The sequence below is a fragment of the Enterobacter sp. RHBSTW-00901 genome, from assembly GCF_014103115.1.
Lineage (GTDB): Bacteria > Pseudomonadota > Gammaproteobacteria > Enterobacterales > Enterobacteriaceae > Enterobacter > Enterobacter cloacae_P.
Window position 1 is genome coordinate 1,516,528 of record NZ_JABXPB010000001.1, and the last position, 19,472, is coordinate 1,535,999.

The 19,472-nt window shown below is 54.4% G+C and carries 14 protein-coding genes; 10 read left to right on the forward strand and 4 right to left on the reverse strand.

Annotated features, from left to right (window positions below; translation table 11 throughout):
- Positions 1–155 precede the first annotated feature (155 nt).
- Positions 156–1,031 carry an N-acetylmuramoyl-L-alanine amidase AmiA gene (gene amiA / locus HV318_RS07335; RefSeq protein ID WP_182272215.1) on the forward strand — a complete coding sequence of 292 codons (876 nt, stop codon included), beginning with the start codon at positions 156–158 and terminating at the stop codon, positions 1,029–1,031.
- On the forward strand, positions 1,031–1,930 hold the full coding sequence (gene hemF, locus HV318_RS07340) for an oxygen-dependent coproporphyrinogen oxidase (RefSeq protein ID WP_182272216.1): 900 nt from the start codon (positions 1,031–1,033) through the stop codon (positions 1,928–1,930). The genes amiA and hemF overlap by 1 nt, the downstream gene beginning before the upstream one ends.
- Before the next feature lie 43 nt (positions 1,931–1,973).
- Here the strand turns inward: hemF and maeB are convergent, their stop codons facing one another.
- The gene (gene maeB / locus HV318_RS07345; protein ID WP_182272217.1) at positions 1,974–4,253 is read right to left on the reverse strand and encodes an NADP-dependent oxaloacetate-decarboxylating malate dehydrogenase; all 2,280 of its coding nucleotides are present in this window, start codon (positions 4,251–4,253) and stop codon (positions 1,974–1,976) included.
- A 293-nt stretch (positions 4,254–4,546) separates the two neighbouring features.
- On the opposite strand from maeB, the gene tal reads away from it, so the two are divergent.
- Both tal and tkt read left to right on the forward strand, forming a co-directional pair.
- On the forward strand, positions 4,547–5,497 hold the full coding sequence (tal, locus tag HV318_RS07350; RefSeq protein WP_182272218.1) for a transaldolase: 951 nt from the start codon (positions 4,547–4,549) through the stop codon (positions 5,495–5,497).
- Between the two features lie 19 nt (positions 5,498–5,516).
- Positions 5,517–7,505 carry a transketolase gene (gene tkt, locus HV318_RS07355; protein ID WP_182272219.1) on the forward strand — a complete coding sequence of 663 codons (1,989 nt, stop codon included), beginning with the start codon at positions 5,517–5,519 and terminating at the stop codon, positions 7,503–7,505.
- 55 nt (positions 7,506–7,560) lie between these two features.
- Here the strand turns inward: tkt and HV318_RS07360 are convergent, their stop codons facing one another.
- Positions 7,561–7,893, reverse strand: coding sequence for a tRNA-binding protein (locus tag HV318_RS07360; RefSeq protein ID WP_182272220.1), 333 nt, complete (start codon positions 7,891–7,893; stop codon positions 7,561–7,563).
- A gap of 137 nt (positions 7,894–8,030) precedes the next feature.
- Here HV318_RS07360 and ebgR point away from each other — a divergent pair, with 137 nt between their 5' ends.
- From ebgR to ygjK, 6 genes are all read left to right on the forward strand, one after another.
- Positions 8,031–9,014 carry a transcriptional regulator EbgR gene (gene ebgR / locus HV318_RS07365; RefSeq protein WP_182272221.1) on the forward strand — a complete coding sequence of 328 codons (984 nt, stop codon included), beginning with the start codon at positions 8,031–8,033 and terminating at the stop codon, positions 9,012–9,014.
- Between the two features lie 146 nt (positions 9,015–9,160).
- Positions 9,161–12,244: a beta-galactosidase subunit alpha gene (gene ebgA, locus HV318_RS07370; protein ID WP_182272222.1), complete on the forward strand. Its 3,084-nt coding sequence runs from the start codon at positions 9,161–9,163 to the stop codon at positions 12,242–12,244.
- Entirely contained in the window at positions 12,241–12,690 is a 450-nt protein-coding gene (locus tag HV318_RS07375; RefSeq protein WP_182272223.1) for a beta-galactosidase subunit beta, read from the forward strand. The genes ebgA and HV318_RS07375 overlap by 4 nt, the downstream gene beginning before the upstream one ends.
- Before the next feature lie 56 nt (positions 12,691–12,746).
- The gene (locus HV318_RS07380; RefSeq protein WP_182272224.1) at positions 12,747–14,183 is read left to right on the forward strand and encodes an amino acid permease; all 1,437 of its coding nucleotides are present in this window, start codon (positions 12,747–12,749) and stop codon (positions 14,181–14,183) included.
- Positions 14,184–14,221: 38 nt separating this feature from the next.
- The gene (gene ygjJ, locus HV318_RS07385; RefSeq protein WP_182272225.1) at positions 14,222–15,280 is read left to right on the forward strand and encodes a protein YgjJ; all 1,059 of its coding nucleotides are present in this window, start codon (positions 14,222–14,224) and stop codon (positions 15,278–15,280) included.
- A gap of 17 nt (positions 15,281–15,297) precedes the next feature.
- On the forward strand, positions 15,298–17,649 hold the full coding sequence (gene ygjK, locus HV318_RS07390; protein ID WP_182272226.1) for an alpha-glucosidase: 2,352 nt from the start codon (positions 15,298–15,300) through the stop codon (positions 17,647–17,649).
- Positions 17,650–17,697: 48 nt separating this feature from the next.
- On the opposite strand, the gene HV318_RS07395 is transcribed toward ygjK, so the two are convergent.
- Positions 17,698–18,741, reverse strand: a complete 1,044-nt coding sequence (locus tag HV318_RS07395) for a DUF1176 domain-containing protein (RefSeq protein ID WP_182272227.1) — start codon at positions 18,739–18,741, stop codon at positions 17,698–17,700.
- An 80-nt stretch (positions 18,742–18,821) separates the two neighbouring features.
- Entirely contained in the window at positions 18,822–19,418 is a 597-nt protein-coding gene (nudK, locus tag HV318_RS07400; RefSeq protein ID WP_182272228.1) for a GDP-mannose pyrophosphatase NudK, read from the reverse strand.
- Positions 19,419–19,472 lie beyond the last annotated feature (54 nt).

Genomic DNA, 19,472 nt, shown 5'->3' on the forward strand with positions numbered 1-19,472 from the left:
TCCAATAATCGGGGAAAATCTCGCCAAAATTTGGCATAATGTCACTTTGTCACGTATTGAAATGAAAAGTAAAACAATTCCCAGGTAAGGATTGTCGTAACGTTAATCGAGATACGATATAACACCAGGATCCCAATTTTTTCAATTCAGGCCGCATGAGCACATTCAAACCATTAAAAGCACTCACATCGCGTCGTCAGGTTCTCAAAGCGGGGCTGGCGGCCTTAACGTTAACAGGCATCGCAAAGCAGGCTCAGGCAAAAGAAGAGAGCACGCTTAAAACCAGTAATGGACACAGCAAACCGAAGGCGAAAAAAACCGGTGCGAAACGCGTTGTCATGCTCGATCCGGGCCACGGCGGCATTGATACCGGTGCGATTGGCAAAAACGGCGCTAAAGAAAAACATGTCGTACTGGCAATTGCAAAAAATGTGCGCGCAATTTTACGCAGCAACGGCATTGACGCCCGTCTGACACGCTCTGGCGACACCTTCATTCCGCTGTATGACCGCGTGGAAATTGCCCACCAGCACGGTGCAGACCTGTTTATGTCGATTCACGCAGACGGCTTTACCAACCCATCGGCGGCGGGTGCATCGGTGTTTGCACTCTCCAACCGCGGGGCCAGTAGCGCGATGGCAAAATATCTCTCCGATCGCGAAAACCGGGCAGATGAAGTGGCCGGGAAAAAAGCCACTGATAAAGATCACCTGTTACAACAGGTACTGTTTGACCTCGTTCAGACGGACACCATTAAAAACAGCCTGACGCTCGGTTCGCACATTCTGAAGAAGATTAAGCCAGTGCACCGACTGCACAGTAAAGGCACCGAACAGGCCGCGTTTGTGGTACTGAAATCGCCGTCGATTCCGTCGGTGCTGGTCGAAACTTCTTTTATTACTAACCCGGAAGAAGAGCGTCTGCTCGGTACCACGGCATTTCGCCAGAAGATCGCCAACGCCATCGCCTCCGGGATAATCAGTTATTTCAACTGGTTCGATAACCAGAAAGCGCACTCCAGGAAACGTTGATGAAACCCAATGCACAACTGGTCAAAACATTCCTGCTGCAGTTGCAGGATGAGATTTGCCAGAAACTGGCCGCCGCAGACGGCGCTGAATTCCAGGAAGATAACTGGCAGCGTGAAGCGGGTGGTGGCGGACGTAGCCGCGTGCTGCGTAACGGCGGCATCTTTGAGCAGGCAGGGGGCAATTTCTCCCACGTTCACGGCGATGCCATGCCCGCCTCCGCCACGGCGCACCGTCCTGAGCTGGCAGGCCGCAGTTTCGAAGCGATGGGCGTTTCTCTGGTCGTACATCCGCATAACCCGTTTGTCCCGACCAGCCACGCCAACGTGCGCTTTTTCATTGCGGAAAAACCGGGAGCCGATCCGGTGTGGTGGTTTGGTGGTGGTTTTGACTTAACACCCTACTATGGCTTTGAAGAGGACGCCGTACACTGGCACACCACCGCGCGCGACCTCTGTCTGCCGTTTGGTGAAGACGTTTACCCAAAATATAAAAAGTGGTGCGATGATTATTTCTATTTGAAGCACCGTGACGAGCAACGTGGTATTGGCGGGCTGTTCTTTGACGATCTGAATACGCCGGATTTTGATACCGCATTCCGCTTTATGCAGGCAGTAGGTCAGGGGTATACCGACGCTTATCTGCCTGTCGTCGAGCGCCGTAAAAACACCGACTACGGCGTACGTGAGCGCGAGTTCCAGCTCTACCGTCGCGGACGCTATGTCGAGTTCAATCTGGTGTGGGATCGCGGCACGTTATTCGGCCTGCAAACGGGCGGACGCACGGAATCGATTCTGATGTCGATGCCGCCGCTGGTACGCTGGGAGTATAATTTCGAGCCAAAAGAAGGCAGCCCGGAGGCTGCCTTAAGTGAGTTTATAAAGGTTCGGGACTGGGTTTAAACACACGTTACCCCTCACCCCTTTGGGGAGAGGGGTAACGAAGTTACAGCGGCTGCGTCTGCGCCTCAACCACTGCCAGTGCCACCATGTTCACGATACGGCGCACGGAAGCAATCGGCGTTAACACGTGAACCGGTTTTGCCACACCCATCAGTACCGGCCCAACGGTGACCCCTTCAGAGCTGGAAACGCGCAGCAGGTTATAGCTGATACGCGCGGCTTCCACGTTCGGCATAATCAGCACGTTCGCTGAGCCTCGCAGCGGGCTGTCCGGCATACGTTCATTACGAATGCTTTCTACCAGCGCAGCATCGCCGTGCATCTCGCCGTCAATCATCAGCTCCGGCGCACGCTCACGCACCAGCTCCAGCGTCTGACGCATTTTGCAGGCCGCCGGTGATTTAGATGAACCAAAGTTCGAGTGCGACAGCAACGCCACTTTCGGCTCGATACCAAAGCGACGCACAGTTTCCGCCGCCATCACGGTGATCTCCGCCAGCTCTTCCGGTGAGGGATCGTCGTTAACGTAGGTATCAGCAATAAAGGTGTTACCGCTTGGCAGCAGCAGCGCGTTCATCGCCCCGGCGGTATGCACACCTTCGCGATAGCCGAAGATCTCCTGCACCACGCTGAAATGTTCGTGATAGTCACCAACGGTACCGCAGATCAGGGCATCCGCTTCACCGCGGTGAACCATGATCGCGCCGATCACCGTAGTGTTGCTGATCACAGCCCGCTGAGCCTGCTCCTGGGTGATCCCGCGACGTTTCATGATGGTGTAGTACTCACTCCAGTACTCTTTGAAGCGTGGATCGGATTCGTTGTTCACGATCTCAAAATCAACGCCCGGCTTGATTTGCAGCCCCAGCTTCTGGATACGCATCTCGATGACGCTCGGACGACCAATCAGGATCGGCTTCGCCAGCCCCAGAGTAATCAGCTCCTGAGTGGCATGCAGCACACGCGCCTCTTCCCCTTCTGCCAGCACCACACGCTTCGCGTCGGTACGTGCCTGAGAGAAGATCGGCTTCATAAACAGGTTGGTTTTGTAGACAAACTCGGTGAGCTTATCGACGTAGGCGTCGAAATCCTGAATTGGACGTGTTGCCACGCCGGAATCCATCGCCGCTTTAGCGACCGCTGGCGCAATTTTTACGATCAGACGCGGGTCGAACGGTTTTGGAATAATGTAATCCGGGCCGAAGCTCAGATCCTGATCGCCATACGCCGAGGCGACCACTTCGCTCTGCTCGGCGTGGGCCAGTTCAGCAATAGCACGAACGGCTGCCAGCTTCATCTCTTCGTTGATAGCCGTCGCACCAACGTCCAGCGCACCACGGAAGATGAACGGGAAGCAGAGCACGTTGTTCACCTGGTTCGGGTAGTCCGAACGACCAGTACAGATAATGGCATCTTCACGCACCGCTTTAGCCAGCGGCGGCAGAATTTCCGGTTCAGGGTTAGCCAGTGCCAGAATCATTGGCGTACGCGCCATTTTCTGCACCATTGACTGAGTCAACACTTTCGGGCCAGAACAGCCGAGGAAGATGTCCGCGCCGTCAATCACGTCGTCCAGCGTACGCTTGCCGTCGTCTTCCACCGCGTAGGCCGCTTTGGTTTCCGCCATGTTCGGCTCGCGGCCTTTATAAATAACGCCTTTGGAGTCACAGACCACAATATTGTGTTTCTGCATCCCAAGCGCCACCAGCAGGTTCATACAGGCGATAGCCGCCGCACCCGCACCGGACACCACCATGCGCACGTCAGAGAGATTTTTCTCCACCACCCGCAGGCCGTTCAGAATGGCCGCCGTGCTGATAATCGCCGTACCGTGCTGGTCATCATGGAACACGGGAATGTTCATACGTTCACGCAGTTTCTGCTCAATGTAAAAACATTCCGGCGCTTTGATGTCTTCGAGGTTAATACCACCAAACGTTGGCTCCAGAGCGGCCACCACGTCGATGAATTTGTCGGGATTGAGCTCATCCACCTCGATATCAAACACGTCAATACCGGCGAATTTTTTGAACAGAACGCCCTTCCCTTCCATAACCGGCTTACCGGCCAGTGCGCCGATGTTACCTAAGCCCAGCACCGCCGTGCCGTTAGAAATAACCGCCACCAGGTTGCCGCGCGCGGTGTATTTGTAGGCTGCCAGCGGATCTTTTTCGATTTCAAGGCAAGGAGCCGCCACGCCTGGCGAATAGGCCAGCGCCAGATCGCGCTGGGTTGCCAGCGGTTTAGTTGGGGAAACCTGAATTTTGCCCGGGACAGGAAACTCGTGAAAATCGAGGGCACTTTGCTTCAACTGCTCATCCATCTTGTTATTCCTTTCACGTTTCGGTCAAAAAGGGTGATGTTTACGATCCTGATGCCACACCCTGGGGTGCCACATAGTATCGCCGCAGGCAGCCTCACAAACTTTGAAGGCCGCCAAACTCTCACCATTGCAGCACAAAAATTGTTATCAATTTATAACTGGCATGTTACCCGTCTCAGGGCGCAATGCCTCCCCCGTCTGCTATGCTTTTTTTGTTAAGTCCATCATGCATTTTTCAGAAGTGTGAACTAACGCACTCGGGTAAGTCTTTTATTTCCATGGAGTAATTACTTATGAACCAACTAGATGGCATCAAACAATTCACCACCGTGGTCGCCGACAGCGGCGATATTGAGTCGATTCGTCACTATCAGCCTGAAGATGCGACCACGAACCCCTCGCTGCTGCTCAAAGCGGCAGGGCGTGCTCATTTTAGTCATCTGATTGATGACGCCATTGCCTACGGTAAACAGCGCGGGAAAACACAGGAGCAGAAGGTCATCGAGGCCAGCGACAAACTGGCCGTTAATTTCGGTACCGAAATTCTGAAAAGCATTCCGGGACGCGTGTCGACTGAAGTCGATGCTCGCCTCTCCTTTGATAAAGAAAAGAGCATCAGCAAAGCCCGTCATCTTGTCGAACTCTACCAGGAGCAGGGTATTGATAAGTCGCGCATTCTGATTAAGCTCGCCTCAACCTGGGAAGGAATTCGCGCTGCAGAAATCCTGGAAAAAGAGGGTATCCACTGTAACCTGACGCTGCTGTTCTCGTTTGCTCAGGCTCGCGCCTGCGCGGAAGCGGGCGTGTTCCTCGTCTCACCTTTTGTCGGACGTATCTACGACTGGTATCAGGCTAAACAGCCGATGGATCCGTATGTGGTGGATGAAGACCCCGGCGTAAAATCGGTTCGCAATATCTACGACTACTTCAAACTGCACCGCTATAACACCATCGTAATGGGAGCCAGCTTCCGTCGTACCGAGCAAATCCTGGCGCTGGCAGGCTGTGACCGCCTGACTATCTCCCCTAACCTGCTCAAAGAGTTGCAGGAAAAAGAAGAGACGGTGGTGCGCAAGCTGGTGCCCTCCTCAACCGTGCTCCCGAAACCCAAAGCCATGACCGAAGCGGAGTTCCGCTGGGAGCACAATCAGGACGCGATGGCCGTGGATAAACTGGCGGAAGGCATCCGCCTGTTCGCCGTCGACCAGCGCAAACTGGAAGATCTTCTCGCCGCCAAACTTTAACCTTGCCACGGAGTGAACTATGTCCCGTAAAGAGCTTGCCAATGCCATTCGCGCCCTCAGCATGGATGCCGTGCAAAAAGCCAATTCCGGCCATCCTGGCGCACCGATGGGCATGGCAGATATTGCCGAAGTGTTGTGGAACGACTTTCTGAAGCACAACCCGAACGATCCCACCTGGTACGACCGTGACCGTTTTATTCTCTCCAATGGTCACGCGTCAATGCTGCTCTACAGCCTGCTACACCTGTCCGGTTATGACCTTCCTCTTGAAGAGCTAAAAAACTTCCGCCAGCTACATTCGAAAACACCAGGCCACCCGGAGATCGGCTATACGCCGGGCGTTGAAACGACCACCGGGCCGCTCGGCCAGGGGTTAGCGAATGCGGTTGGAATGGCGATTGCCGAACGCACGCTGGGCGCACAGTTCAACCAGCCAGGGCACGACATTGTCGATCACTACACGTACGTGTTTATGGGCGACGGCTGTCTGATGGAGGGGATTTCGCACGAGGTATGTTCTCTTGCGGGCACGCTGGGGCTGGGCAAGCTGATCGGTTTTTACGATCACAATGGCATCTCCATCGACGGGGAAACCGAAGGCTGGTTTACCGACGATACAGCAAAACGGTTTGAGGCGTATCACTGGCACGTGGTGCATGACATTGATGGTCACGATCCTGACGCGGTGAAAAAAGCGATTCTTGAGGCACAAAGCGTGAAGGACAAACCGTCGCTGATTATCTGCCGCACGGTAATTGGTTTCGGCTCACCGAACAAGGCGGGTAAAGAAGAAGCGCACGGCGCAGCGCTGGGTGAAGAGGAAGTGGCGCTGACCCGGCTGAAACTGGGCTGGAAATATCCCGCTTTTGAGATCCCAAAAGAGATCTACAGAGCGTGGGATGCCCGTGAAGAAGGTGAAAAGGTTCAGCACGCCTGGAACGAGAAATTTGCCGCCTACAAAAAAGCACACCCGGATTTGGCCGCCGAATTTTCCCGCCGCATGAGCGGAGGGTTGCCGGAGGACTGGGCAGCGAAAACCCAGGCGCTGATTGAAAATCTGCAGTCCAGCCCGGCAAAAATTGCCACCCGTAAGGCGTCACAAAACACGCTGAACGCCATCGGACCAATTCTGCCCGAACTGCTGGGCGGTTCGGCGGATCTGGCTCCCAGCAACCTGACTATCTGGTCTGGCTCGAAATCCCTGACGGAAAATAGTGCCGGGAATTATATCCATTACGGCGTGCGTGAGTTTGGGATGACCGCCATTGCCAACGGTATCGCCCACCACGGTGGTTTTGTACCTTATACCGCCACCTTCCTGATGTTTGTGGAGTATGCCCGTAACGCAGCGCGTATGGCGGCGTTAATGAAAGCGCGGCAAATTATGGTCTACACCCACGATTCGATTGGTCTGGGCGAAGATGGCCCGACGCACCAGGCGGTCGAGCAGCTGGCAAGCCTGCGTCTGACGCCTAATTTCAGCACCTGGCGTCCGTGCGATCAGGTCGAAGCAGCAGTGGGCTGGAAACTGGCGGTTGAGCGCCACAGCGGGCCAACGGCGCTGATCCTGTCGCGTCAGAACCTGACGCAGATGGAACGCACGCCGGAGCAGGTCAAAAACATCGCCCGTGGCGGGTACATCCTGAAAGACAGCGGCGGCAAACCGGACGTCATTCTGATTGCCACCGGTTCTGAAGTGGAAATCACGGTGAAAGCGGCGGAGAAACTGACCGCCGAAGGTCACACCGTGCGCGTGGTTTCCCTGCCTTCAACCGATATTTTTGACGCCCAGGACGAGGCCTACCGTGAATCGGTTTTACCCACAAACGTCGCGGCTCGCGTGGCGGTTGAGGCCGGTATTGCCGACTACTGGTATAAATATGTCGGGCTGAAAGGCGCGATTGTCGGGATGCGGGGTTACGGTGAATCGGCTCCTGCCGATAAATTGTTCCCGTATTTTGGCTTTACCGTTGAGAACGTGGTTGAGCAGGCATTGAGCATTATGTAACACCGGAACTGTCGTTTTGCAGGCCGGGTAAGGCGTAGCCTCCACCCGGCTTTTTTTATACCACCCGCACACCAGCCGGCATCACCCGCTCCGGCGTTAACAATACGCTTTCACTGGCATCATCGGTTTCAGCACAGAGCAGCATGCATTCGGAGGTTTCGCCGCGCATTTTGGCCTTGGCCAGATTGCATAACACCACCACGGTTTTCCCCATCAACTCCTCTTCCCGGTAATAGGGTACCAGGCTGGTGACGGTTTGCAGCGTTTTACCACCCACCTCTATCTGCGCGATATAGAGCTTGTCGGCATTAGCGTGGCGTTTGACGTCCACAATCGTCCCTACACGGATCTCCAGCTTTGCAAAGTCATCGTAGGCTATCGTTTCCATTATCACTCCTTAGTAAAATTTTACTAAATACTAGCACACCATTTGCCCAAGGCAACCGCCGGGAAATTTACTAAAAACAGATGCATGTCCGAACGCATCCTTTACAATGGGATAAAACGTGGGGAATAAGGAAAAACATGGCAACGCTCAAAGACATTGCGACGGAGGCTGGCGTCTCACTGGCAACGGTGTCCCGGGTTCTCAATGACGACCCAACACTGAATGTAAAAGAAGAGACCAAACACCGCATTCTGGAGATTGCCGAGAAGCTGGAGTACAAGAGCAGCACATCCCGAAAAATGCAGGCAGGTACCACCGGTCAGCAACATATCCTGGCGCTGTACAGCTACCAGCAAGAGCTGGAAATTAACGACCCGTACTACCTTGCCATCCGCCACGGTATCGAGACGCAGTGTGAAAAACTGGGTGTTGAGCTAAGTAACTGCTATGCCTTTGCCACTCTGCCAGACATTAAAAAGCTCACCGGCGTGTTGATTGTCGGCAAACCGTCCCCGGCCATCCGGAGTGCGGCAACCGCGTTGACTGACAACGTCTGCTTTATCGACTTTCACGAACCGGGCAGCGAGTACGATGCCGTAGATATCGACCTCTCACGCATCAGCAAACAGATCATCGATTTCTTTATTGCTCAGGGTGTTAAGCGCATTGGTTTTATCGGTGGTGAAGATGAACCAGGCAAAGCCGATATCCGTGAAGTTGCCTTTGTGGAATATGGCCGCCTGAAAGGGGTCGTATCGGAACAGGACATCTGGCGCGGTGGTTTTTCCAGCTCCTCCGGCTACGGGCTGGCAACAATGATGCTGTCACAGAAAACCTGGCCCTCCGCGCTGTTTGTGGCCTCCGACTCCATTGCCATCGGCGTATTGCGCGCCATCCATGAGAAAGGGCTGGCGATCCCGGAGGATATCTCGCTGATTAGCGTGAACGATATCCCGACCGCTCGCTTCACCTTCCCGCCACTCTCCACCGTGCGTATTCACTCTGAAATGATGGGCAGCCAGGGCGTTAACCTGTTGCTGGAAAAATCCCGCGATGGCCGGGCGCTGCCGCTGCAGGTTTTCGTACCGAGCGTACTGAAACTGCGCGGCACTACACGCTAATTCTCTCCCTTCAAACAGTTTGCCGGGCACGCCCGGCATTTTTTTATTTCGTGATCGGGTTAAAGCAAATCGGCTTTACTGATTTTATTTAGTAAAATTTTTACTAAAATACTCAGCAATGATGTTTTACCCCACAGGGAGATCACATGAATCGCTGGGAAAATATTCAACTCACGCACGAGAACCGGCTCCCGCCGCGTGCGTACTTCTTCGCTTACGATACCGTTGCCCAGGCTCGCACGTTTGCCCGCGAAGCCAGTAGCCACTTTCTGTCATTAAGCGGCCAGTGGAATTTTCGCTTTTTCACTCATCCACTGCTGGTGCCCGAAAACTTCACCTCACACTACATGGCGGACTGGGGTGATATTACCGTGCCCGGTATGTGGCAAATGGAAGGGCACGGCCAGCTGCAGTATACCGATGAAGGCTTCCCCTTCCCGGTAGATGTACCGTGGGTACCAACGGATAACCCAACCGGGGCATATCAGCGCTGGTTCACCCTGTCAGACAACTGGCAAGACAAGCAGACCATTATCAAATTTGACGGTGTCGAAACCTACTTCGAAGTCTACGTGAATGGCCGCTACATTGGCTTTAGCAAGGGTAGCCGACTGACCGCTGAGTTTGATATCAGTGACGCGGTTCATGGCGGGCAAAACCTGCTGTGCGTGCGGGTCATGCAGTGGGCAGATTCCACCTATATTGAAGACCAGGACATGTGGTGGACAGCGGGCATTTTCCGCGACGTCTATCTGGTAGGTAAAAAACCGACCCACGTGCGTGATGTGACGGTCAAAACTACCTTCGACGAGGCGTACCAGAACGCCACTCTCTTCTGCCAGCTTGAGCTGGAAAATCTTGCTCCGCAACCTGCCAGCGTATCGCTGGACTATACCCTCTATGACGGTGAGACGGTGCTCCATCAGGGCGTGACCGGCAGCCTGACCATCGGCCGCAGCGGTGAGACATCCTTTAGCATGGAGGTCAGGCAGCCGCAGCAGTGGTCTGCAGAGTCACCGTATCTCTACCACCTGGTCATAACATTAAAAGATGAGCACGGACAGACGCTGGAAGTGATCCCGCAGCGTATCGGTTTTCGTGACATCAAGGTGCGTGACGGCCTGTTTTACGTCAATAACCACTACCTGAAGCTGCACGGCGTTAACCGTCACGATAACGATCATCAGAAAGGCCGGGCCGTGGGAATGGATCGCGTTGAGCGCGATCTGATCCTGATGAAGCAACACAACATTAATTCGGTTCGTACCGCCCACTACCCGAACGACCCACGCTTTTATGAACTGTGCGACATCTACGGCCTGTTCGTGATGGCGGAAACGGATGTGGAGTCTCACGGTTTTGCCAACGTCGGTGACCTGAGCCGCATCACCGACGATCCGGCGTGGGAGCATGTCTACGTTGAGCGTATCGAACGCCACATTCATGCGCAGAAAAACCACCCGTCAATCATCATCTGGTCGCTCGGAAATGAGTCTGGCTACGGCTGCAATATCCGCGCGATGGCCCGGGCGGCAAAAGCGCTGGATGACACGCGCCTGCTGCACTACGAAGAAGATCGCGACGCTGAGGTGGTGGATATCATCTCCACCATGTATACCCGCGTGCCGCTGATGAATTTATTCGGTGAATATCCGCATGCCAAACCGCGCATTATCTGCGAATACGCCCATGCAATGGGTAACGGCCCCGGCGGGTTAACCGAGTATCAGAACGTATTCGACCGCCACGACTGCATTCAGGGTCACTATGTCTGGGAGTGGTGCGACCACGGCATTCAGACGGCTGATGCCAGCGGTAACACGTATTACGCCTACGGCGGCGACTTTGGCGATTACCCGAATAACTACAACTTCTGTCTCGACGGACTCATTTACTCCGATCAAACGCCAGGCCCGGGACTGCGCGAATACAAACAGGTTATCGCTCCGGTCAAACTGCGCTGGCAGAACGGTGAGCTGAACATTGAAAACCGCTTCTGGTTCACCACGCTGGATGATTACACCCAGCTTGCCGAAGTGCGTGCTGAAGGTGAAACGCTGCACAGCCAGCCGCTGGTTGTGACCGGGCTGGCACCAGACAGTTCGCGCAGCGTGAGTCTGGACTTGCCTGAACTCGATGAGCGCGAAGCGTTCCTGACCGTGCGCGTCAGCAAAAATAGCCGTACCCGCTATAGCGAAGCGGGACACAACATTGCGGTGTACCAGTTCCCGTTAAAAGCGCGCACTGCGCATGCGACGCCGCTGATCAACACCAACGCCACGCCGCTGAAACGGGAAGAAGACCGCCTGAGTTACACCGTGACCGGGCATAACTTCCGCGCGATCTTCTCTAAAGTAACGGGAAAACTCAGTGTCTGGCAGGTTAACGGCGAGGAAAAGATTACCCGCGAACCGAAGATTAACTTCTTCAAGCCGATGATTGATAACCACAAGCAGGAGTATGAAGGGCTGTGGCAACCCAACCATCTGCAGATCATGCAGGAGCATCTGCGTAGTTTCGACGTTGAGCAGCATGACGACGCGGTTGTCATTACCACCCGCACGCTGATTGCCCCGCCGGTGTTTGATTTTGGAATGCGCTGCACCTATCGCTGGCGCATCACCGCCGACGGGCAAATCAACGTTGAGCTGAGCGGTGAACGCTACGGCGATTACCCGCACATCATTCCGTGCATCGGCTTTACGCTCGGCATCAACGGCGAATTTGACCAGGTGAGCTACTACGGACGCGGGCCAGGGGAAAACTACCCCGACAGCCAGCAGGCCAGCACCATCGATCTGTGGCACACCACGGTGGATGAGATGTTCGAAAATTACCCCTTCCCGCAGAACAACGGCAACCGCCAGCAGGTGCGCTGGGCAACGCTTGCCAACCGTCACGGCAGCGGACTTCTGGTGGTGCCTGAGCAACCAATCCACTTTAGCGCATGGCACTACACGGCAGAGAACATCCACGCGGCACAGCACTGCAATGAACTGCATCGTTGCGATGACATTACCCTCAACCTTGACCATCAGGTACTGGGTTTAGGCTCCAACTCCTGGGGAAGCGAAGTGCTCGACTCCTGGCGCGTCTGGTTCAGACCGTTCCGCTACGGGTTCACCCTGCTCCCACTGGACGGTGGACAAGCCGCCTCGCAGGCGCTGGCGCACCATCAGTTTGGCACCGGTTTCTTCTCCATGAATTCGCACAGCGAGGCAGACAAATGATCGTTCTCGACAGCCTGGAACAGTTCCAGCAGCTTTATCGCACGAGCCGCAAATGGCAGCGCTGCGTAGAGGCCATAAACAACATCGACAATATCCAGCCCGGCGTTGCCCACTCGATTGGCGACTCGCTGGCCTACCGTGTGACCGGTGATGCCAGTACCGACGCATTGTTCGTCGGCCATCGCCGCTACTTCGAGGTGCATTACTACCTGCAGGGAATGCAAAAAATTGAATTCGCCGCAAAAGAAACCCTTCAGCTTGTGGCGTGTTATCGCGATGAAACCGACCGCGAATACCTGAAAGGTGTGGGTCACACCGAACAGGTGCGCGAGGGGCAAATCGTCATTTGTGAGAACCACGAGGCGTATCGCTTCATCAGTGATACGCCTGCAAAAAAAGTCGTCCTCAATGTGACCATCGAAGACGGTTATTTTCATAACAAATAAAAAAGCCAGCGGTGCCAATGAAGCACCGCTATCCTCCTCGTACCCGGAGATATGTTATGTCTGAAGTCACTAAGCGTAATACCATCGGCAAATTCGGCCTGCTGTCGCTGACGTTTGCCGCCGTGTTTAGTTTTAATAACGTCATCAACAACAATATCGAGCTGGGCCTCGCCTCAGCGCCGATGTTCTTTTTAGCCACCCTGTTCTATTTCATTCCGTTCTGCTTAATCATTGCAGAGTTTGTTTCACTGAATAAAAACTCCGAAGCCGGGGTTTACGCCTGGGTGAAAAGTTCGCTGGGTGGACGCTGGGCGTTTATTACCGCCTATACCTACTGGTTTGTTAACCTGTTCTTCTTTACCTCGTTATTACCGCGCGTCATCGCCTACGCCTCTTACGCCTTTTTGGGTTATGAGTACATTCTTACGCCGTTTGCCACCACAGTACTGAGTATGGTGCTGTTCGCCTTCTCCACCTGGGTGTCTACCAACGGGGCGAAAATGCTGGGGCCGATTACCTCCGTCACCTCCACGCTGATGCTATTGCTGACCCTCTCTTATATTCTGCTGGCGGGCGCGGCTCTGATGGGTGGCGTTCAGCCTGCCGACCCTATCACCGTGGATGCGATGATCCCGAACTTCAACTGGGCATTCCTCGGTATTACCACCTGGATATTTATGGCTGCCGGTGGTGCGGAATCCGTTGCGGTATACGTCAATGACGTTAAGGGCGGCTCCAAATCCTTCGTTAAAGTGATCATTCTGGCGGGGATATTCATCGGCGTGCTGTACTCCATCTCCTCGGTGCTGATTAACGTCTTTATCAGCAGCAAAGAGCTGAAATTTACCGGCGGCTCGGTGCAGGTGTTCCACGGTCTGGCGGTATGGTTTGGCCTGCCGGAAGTGCTGATGAACCGCTTTGTCGGGCTGGTTTCCTTTACCGCGATGTTCGGCTCCCTGCTGATGTGGACGGCAACCCCGGTCAAAATTTTCTTCTCTGAAATCCCGACCGGCATTTTTGGTCCCAAAACCGTGGCGCTGAACGAAAACGGCGTACCGGCACGCGCGGCGTGGATCCAGTATCTGATTGTGATCCCGTTAATGATTATCCCGACAATGGGGTCGAATACCGCGCAGGAGCTGATGAACACCGTCATCAACATGACTGCCGCCGCATCAATGCTGCCGCCGCTGTTCATCATGCTGGCGTACCTGAACCTGCGCCGTAAGCTCGATCATCTGCCACGCGATTTCAAAATGGGCTCACGCACCACGGGCATGGTAGTGGTATCGATGCTGATTGTGATTTTTACCATCGGTTTTGTGGCCTCAACCTTCCCGACCGGTGGCAATATTCTGACGATTATTTTCTATAACGTCGGCGGCATTGTTTTATTCCTCGGATTTGCCTGGTGGAAATACAGCAAATACGTAAAAGGATTATCAAAAGAACAACAAGAAATTGAAGCATCACCGGCCTCGAATATTAACTAACACTGAAGGCATGGATTTTTTCTCATTGGGATGAGTACATGAAAATTAAAGTAAAAACATTTGGGGCACTCGCTGCCCTCTCTTTTTGCTGCCCGTCATTTGCCGCAGAGGAGGCACGACCTGCCGAACACGACGATACCAAAACGCCGGAAATCACCTCTTCGTCATTCCGTTTTTATGGTGAACTGGGTGTCGGCGGATATATGGATTTAGAAGGTAAAGATAAACATAAATACAGCGACGGCACCTATATTGAGGGCGGTCTGGAGATGAAACAGGGGAACTGGTTCGGCCTGATTTACGGTGAAGGCTGGACCGTTCAGGCTGACCATCAGGGTAACGCCTGGGTGCCTGACCACAGCTGGGGCGGTTTTGAAGGCGGGCTCAACCGCTTTTACGGCGGTTATAAAACCGATAACAGTACCGAGATCATGCTCAGTCTGCGGCAGGATTCCTCCCTGGATGACCTGCAATGGTGGGGGGATTTCACCCCCGACCTGGGTTATGTGATCCCCAATACCCGCGACATTATGTACGCGCTCAAAGTGCAAAATCTCTCCGGCGACCTGCGCTATAGCATCACCGCCACGCCTGCCGGGCACCATGACGAGAGCAAGGCATGGCTGCACTTTGGCAAATACGATCGCTATGACGATAAGTACACTTATCCGGCAATGGCGAATGGCTATATCCAGTATGACATTGTGAAAGGTGTCACCTGGATGAACGGCCTTGAAGTCACCGATGGTACCGGCCAGCTCTTTTTAACCGGTGTTTTGTCACCAAACCTGGCCGCACGCGCCTGGCATCATACCGGACGCGCCAGAGGCCAGCATGTCTCCGGCACCGAAACCGGCTATATGCTCAGCGCCATGATTGAGGCGTTAAAAGGCGTGTATCTCTCCACCGCCTACAGCTATGCAAAGCATCGTCCGGACAATGCCACCGATGAAACCACGTCGTTTATGCAGTTTGGTATCTGGTACGAGTACGGCGGTGGACGCTTTGCCACTGCTGCCGACAGCCGCTTCTACATGAAAAATGCCTCCGGCGACCCCAGTGACCAGGTCTTCCTGATGCAATACTTCTACTGGTAAAAAAGGGATCTTCCACCATGAAATTTACATCCACACTTACGCCACTGGCCTGTGCTCTGGCGCTGAGTTTTTCGGCCCATGCGGCAACCGCAAACGACTTTAAAAACGTCGTCAACCGCACCGGTGCGCCGGAGTATATGCACGATTTCGACTATGACGACCACCAGCGCTTTAATCCCTTTTTCGATTTGGGTGCCTGGCATGGTCATCTGCTGCCAGACGGGCCACACACTCAGGGAGGGTTTCCCGGCGTAGCGCTACTTACCGAAGAGTACATCAACTTTATGGCGACCAATTTTGACCGCCTGAGCGTGTACCAGAACGGCAAAAAAGTGGATTTCACCCTTGAGGCCTGGAGTGTTCCCGGCGCACTGGTGCAAAAACTGAGCGCGAAAGATGTACAAATAGAGATGACGTTACGCTTTGCCTCCTCCCGCACGTCACTGCTGGAAACCCGTATCACCAGCAAGACACCGCTCGATCTTGTGTGGGACGGCGAACTGCTGGAAAAGCTGGAGGCCAAAGAAGGTAAACCGCTTTCGGATAAAACCATCGACGGAGCATTTCCCGATTATCAGCGCAAAATTGTCACCACCCGCGATGGCCTGAAGGTCACCTTTGGCAAAGTGCGTTCGACGTGGGATCTGCTGACCTCCGGCAGTTCTGAATATCAGGTGCATAAATCATTACCCGTCGAAACCACGGTCGACGGGCATCGTTTTACCAGCCGGGCGCACATTACAGGCAGCACCACGCTGTATACCACCTATTCACATTTGCTGAATGCAGATGAGGTCAAACGCGAACAGCCGCAAATCCGCGATATCCTGGCGCGTCCCGCCTCCTACATTGCCGCCTCACAACAACGCTGGGAGGGCTATCTGCAGAAAGGGCTAACCAACCCGAATGCAACACCGGAACAAACCCGCGTGGCGGTGAAAGCGATTGAAACGCTGAACGGTAACTGGCGCTCGCCTGGCGGCGCGGTACGTTACAACACGGTAACACCATCCGTAACCGGACGCTGGTTCTCCGGTAACCAGACCTGGCCGTGGGATACCTGGAAACAGGCGTTTGCAATGTCGCATTTCAACCCGGATATCGCCAAAGAGAACATCCGCGCGGTCTTCTCGTGGCAAATCAAAGCCGACGATCCTCTGCGCCCGCAGGATGCCGGTTTTGTACCGGATCTTATCGCCTGGAACCTGAGCCCGGAACGCGGTGGCGACGGTGGCAACTGGAACGAGCGCAATACCAAACCGAGCCTGGCGGCCTGGTCAGTGATGGAGGTCTACAACACCACGCACGATAAGGCCTGGCTGGCAGAGATGTATCCAAAACTGGTTGCCTATCATGACTGGTGGCTACGTAACCGGGACCATAACGGCAACGGCGTGCCGGAGTACGGTGCGACACGTGACAAAGCCCATAACACCCCTGACGGTGAAATGCTGTTTACCGTTAAGAAAGGCGATAACGCGGAATCACTCTCTGGTCTGAACAACTACGCCAGGGTGATCGACAAAGGGCATTATGACAGTCTGGAGATCCCGGCGCAGGTTGCCGCCTCGTGGGAATCCGGACGTGACGATGCCGCCGTGTTCGGGTTTATTGATAAAGCACAGCTGGATAAATACGTCGAAAACGGCGGGAAACGCAGCGACTGGACGGTAAAATTCGCGGAAAACCGCAGCAAAGAGGGCAACTTGCTGGGCTATTCGTTACTGCAGGAGTCCGTCGACCAGGCGAGCTATATGTACAGCGACAATCACTATCTGGCGCAAATGGCGAGCCTGCTTGGGAAAGAGCAGGAAGCCAGCCACTATCGCCAGCTGGCGGATAAGCTCGCGACCTATATCAATACCTGTATGTTCGATGCGAAAAGCGGTTTTTACTACGACATTCGCATTGAGGATAAGCCGCTGGAGAACGGCTGCGCGGGCAAACCTATCGTCGAACGCGGTAAGGGGCCGGAAGGCTGGTCGCCGTTGTTTAATGGTGCAGCAACGCAGGAACATGCTGACGCCGTGGTGAAGGTGATGCTGGATCCGCAAGAGTTCAACACATACGTGCCGCTCGGCACGGCCGCGTTGACCAACCCGGCGTTTGGCCCGGATATCTACTGGCGTGGCCGCGTCTGGGTCGACCAGTTCTGGTTTGGATTAAAAGGGATGGAACGCTATGGCTACCGTGAACAGGCACAAACTCTGGCGGAAACCTTCTTTAAGCATGCGAAGGGGTTAACGTCCGATGGCCCAATTCAGGAAAACTACAACCCGCTGACCGGCGCGCAGCAAGGCGCACCTAACTTCTCCTGGAGCGCGGCACATCTGTACATGCTGTATAACGACTTTTTCCGCAAAAACTAACGGGTCGGGCTTTCGCCCGTGCAAGCGTAGTTGCCACCCGGCAAAACGCTACCTCGTGATCCACAACGTGGGCCAGGCATCTGGCCCATTCCAGTTATCACAGCTGGGTTCTTCGGCATAACGCACCAGACGGAAGTGCTGACCGTCAAAACGCCAGCGAGTCTGGATCCCGCAATCCGCAATACCACGCCCTAACGCGAGCGTGGTCAGTTCACGCGTTTTTTCATCAAAGCGGGCATTCATCAGCTCCATTTCACTGCTGTCGCTTACAGGGGTAAACGGCAGACGCAGCCTCACGCTGCGGGCGGAAAACGGTTTTCTGCGCGACACCAGCCACGCCAAATCGACGGTATTGTATGCCCCTGCTTCACAGCTGATGATCAGCAGCGCTTTGTCGTCGGTTAGCGCAGTCACGCGCACTTCCCGGCGGTTTGGATCAAGCGAGCACTGGCTGTTATTCATCCGCCAGGTACCGTAATCCAGCAGGTCGTTCAGTTCACCGTGAGACAGCGGCGTGGGTGTCGGGTTCACCCCCGCCACCTCTTTTAAGGCCGGTGCAGGCGGTACGCTCAACGACGGCTCGCCCCCTTTTTTAATCCAGGCCGTTTCGCTGCCAACGCGTTTTTGCTGGGCGTCAATAAACAGCAAGGCAGCTTTCAGACCGACCAGCGAGATAACCTGGTTGCCGCCACGCAGGGTCAGCGCCTTCCCTTCCTGAATGCTTTTCAAAAATGCCGTGATGGTAGCGGCGACATCCGTTTTCAGATGCCAGGGGGTTAACTGCCAGTGCAGCGGTTCAAATTTAAGCGGGGCATTATCCAGCAGCAGGCGTGGCGCAATGTCGGGTTCTTTTACGGAGGGGGCAGAAAGGCCGCCAAGATCGATACGCAGCGTGGCATCGGTTTTCGCCCCGGCGCTGCGGCTGAGCGTCATCACCAGACCGCGATGTTCACCGGTATTGCGCGCAACGCAAAAATTCTGGTTATTGCAGGTGACCTGCCAGTCAGAGAACGATTGCTGAGAAGGCGCAGCCCACACCCACGGCGTGGGGAGTACGCAAAATAAACAGAGAACAAAAACGCAGTGGCGCATGAATGGCACAATCCCGGAAACAAAAACGCATATCTGGATAATATCTTCGTGTTCAAGCCTGGCGTGCTCAATCGGATTTATCAGATAGAGTTGTCCGAAACATCGCCCATTAAGCCGGATGTTTGTAAATACTGCAGCAATATCACAGCCTTACCGTCTTTAACCTCCCCTGAATGGACCATCGCCAGCGCCCGGGAAAAGGGAAGTTCCAGCACTTCAATATCTTCATCGTCTACGCCGCCGCCCCGGTGCGTTCGCTGGGCATCGCTGTATTCCGCAATGAAGAAATGGATGAGTTCCGTCACGCCGCCTGGCGACATAAACAGCTCGAAGACTTTTTTAACGTTCCCCACTTCAAAGCCCGTCTCTTCGATGGCCTCTTTGCGGATACACACTTCTGGCTCATCGTCGTCAAGAAGACCCGCGCAGGTTTCAATCAACCGTCCATCCGGGTTGCCATTGACCCATGTCGCCACCCGAAACTGGCGGATCAACACCACACTTTGCTTTTCACGGTTGTAGAGCAGAATGGTTGCCCCGTTGCCACGGTCGTAGACCTCGCGTTTATGGCGGATAACTTCACCGTTATTACGCGTTAAATCATAGGTGATGTTACGCAGGACAAAGTAATTTTCAGATAGGATTTTGTCTTTGATAACGTCGATTTTCAGGGTCATACGGGCTCCACGGCATAATAAGTGCATTTATACTACGCCGTGAACCCCGCTTTG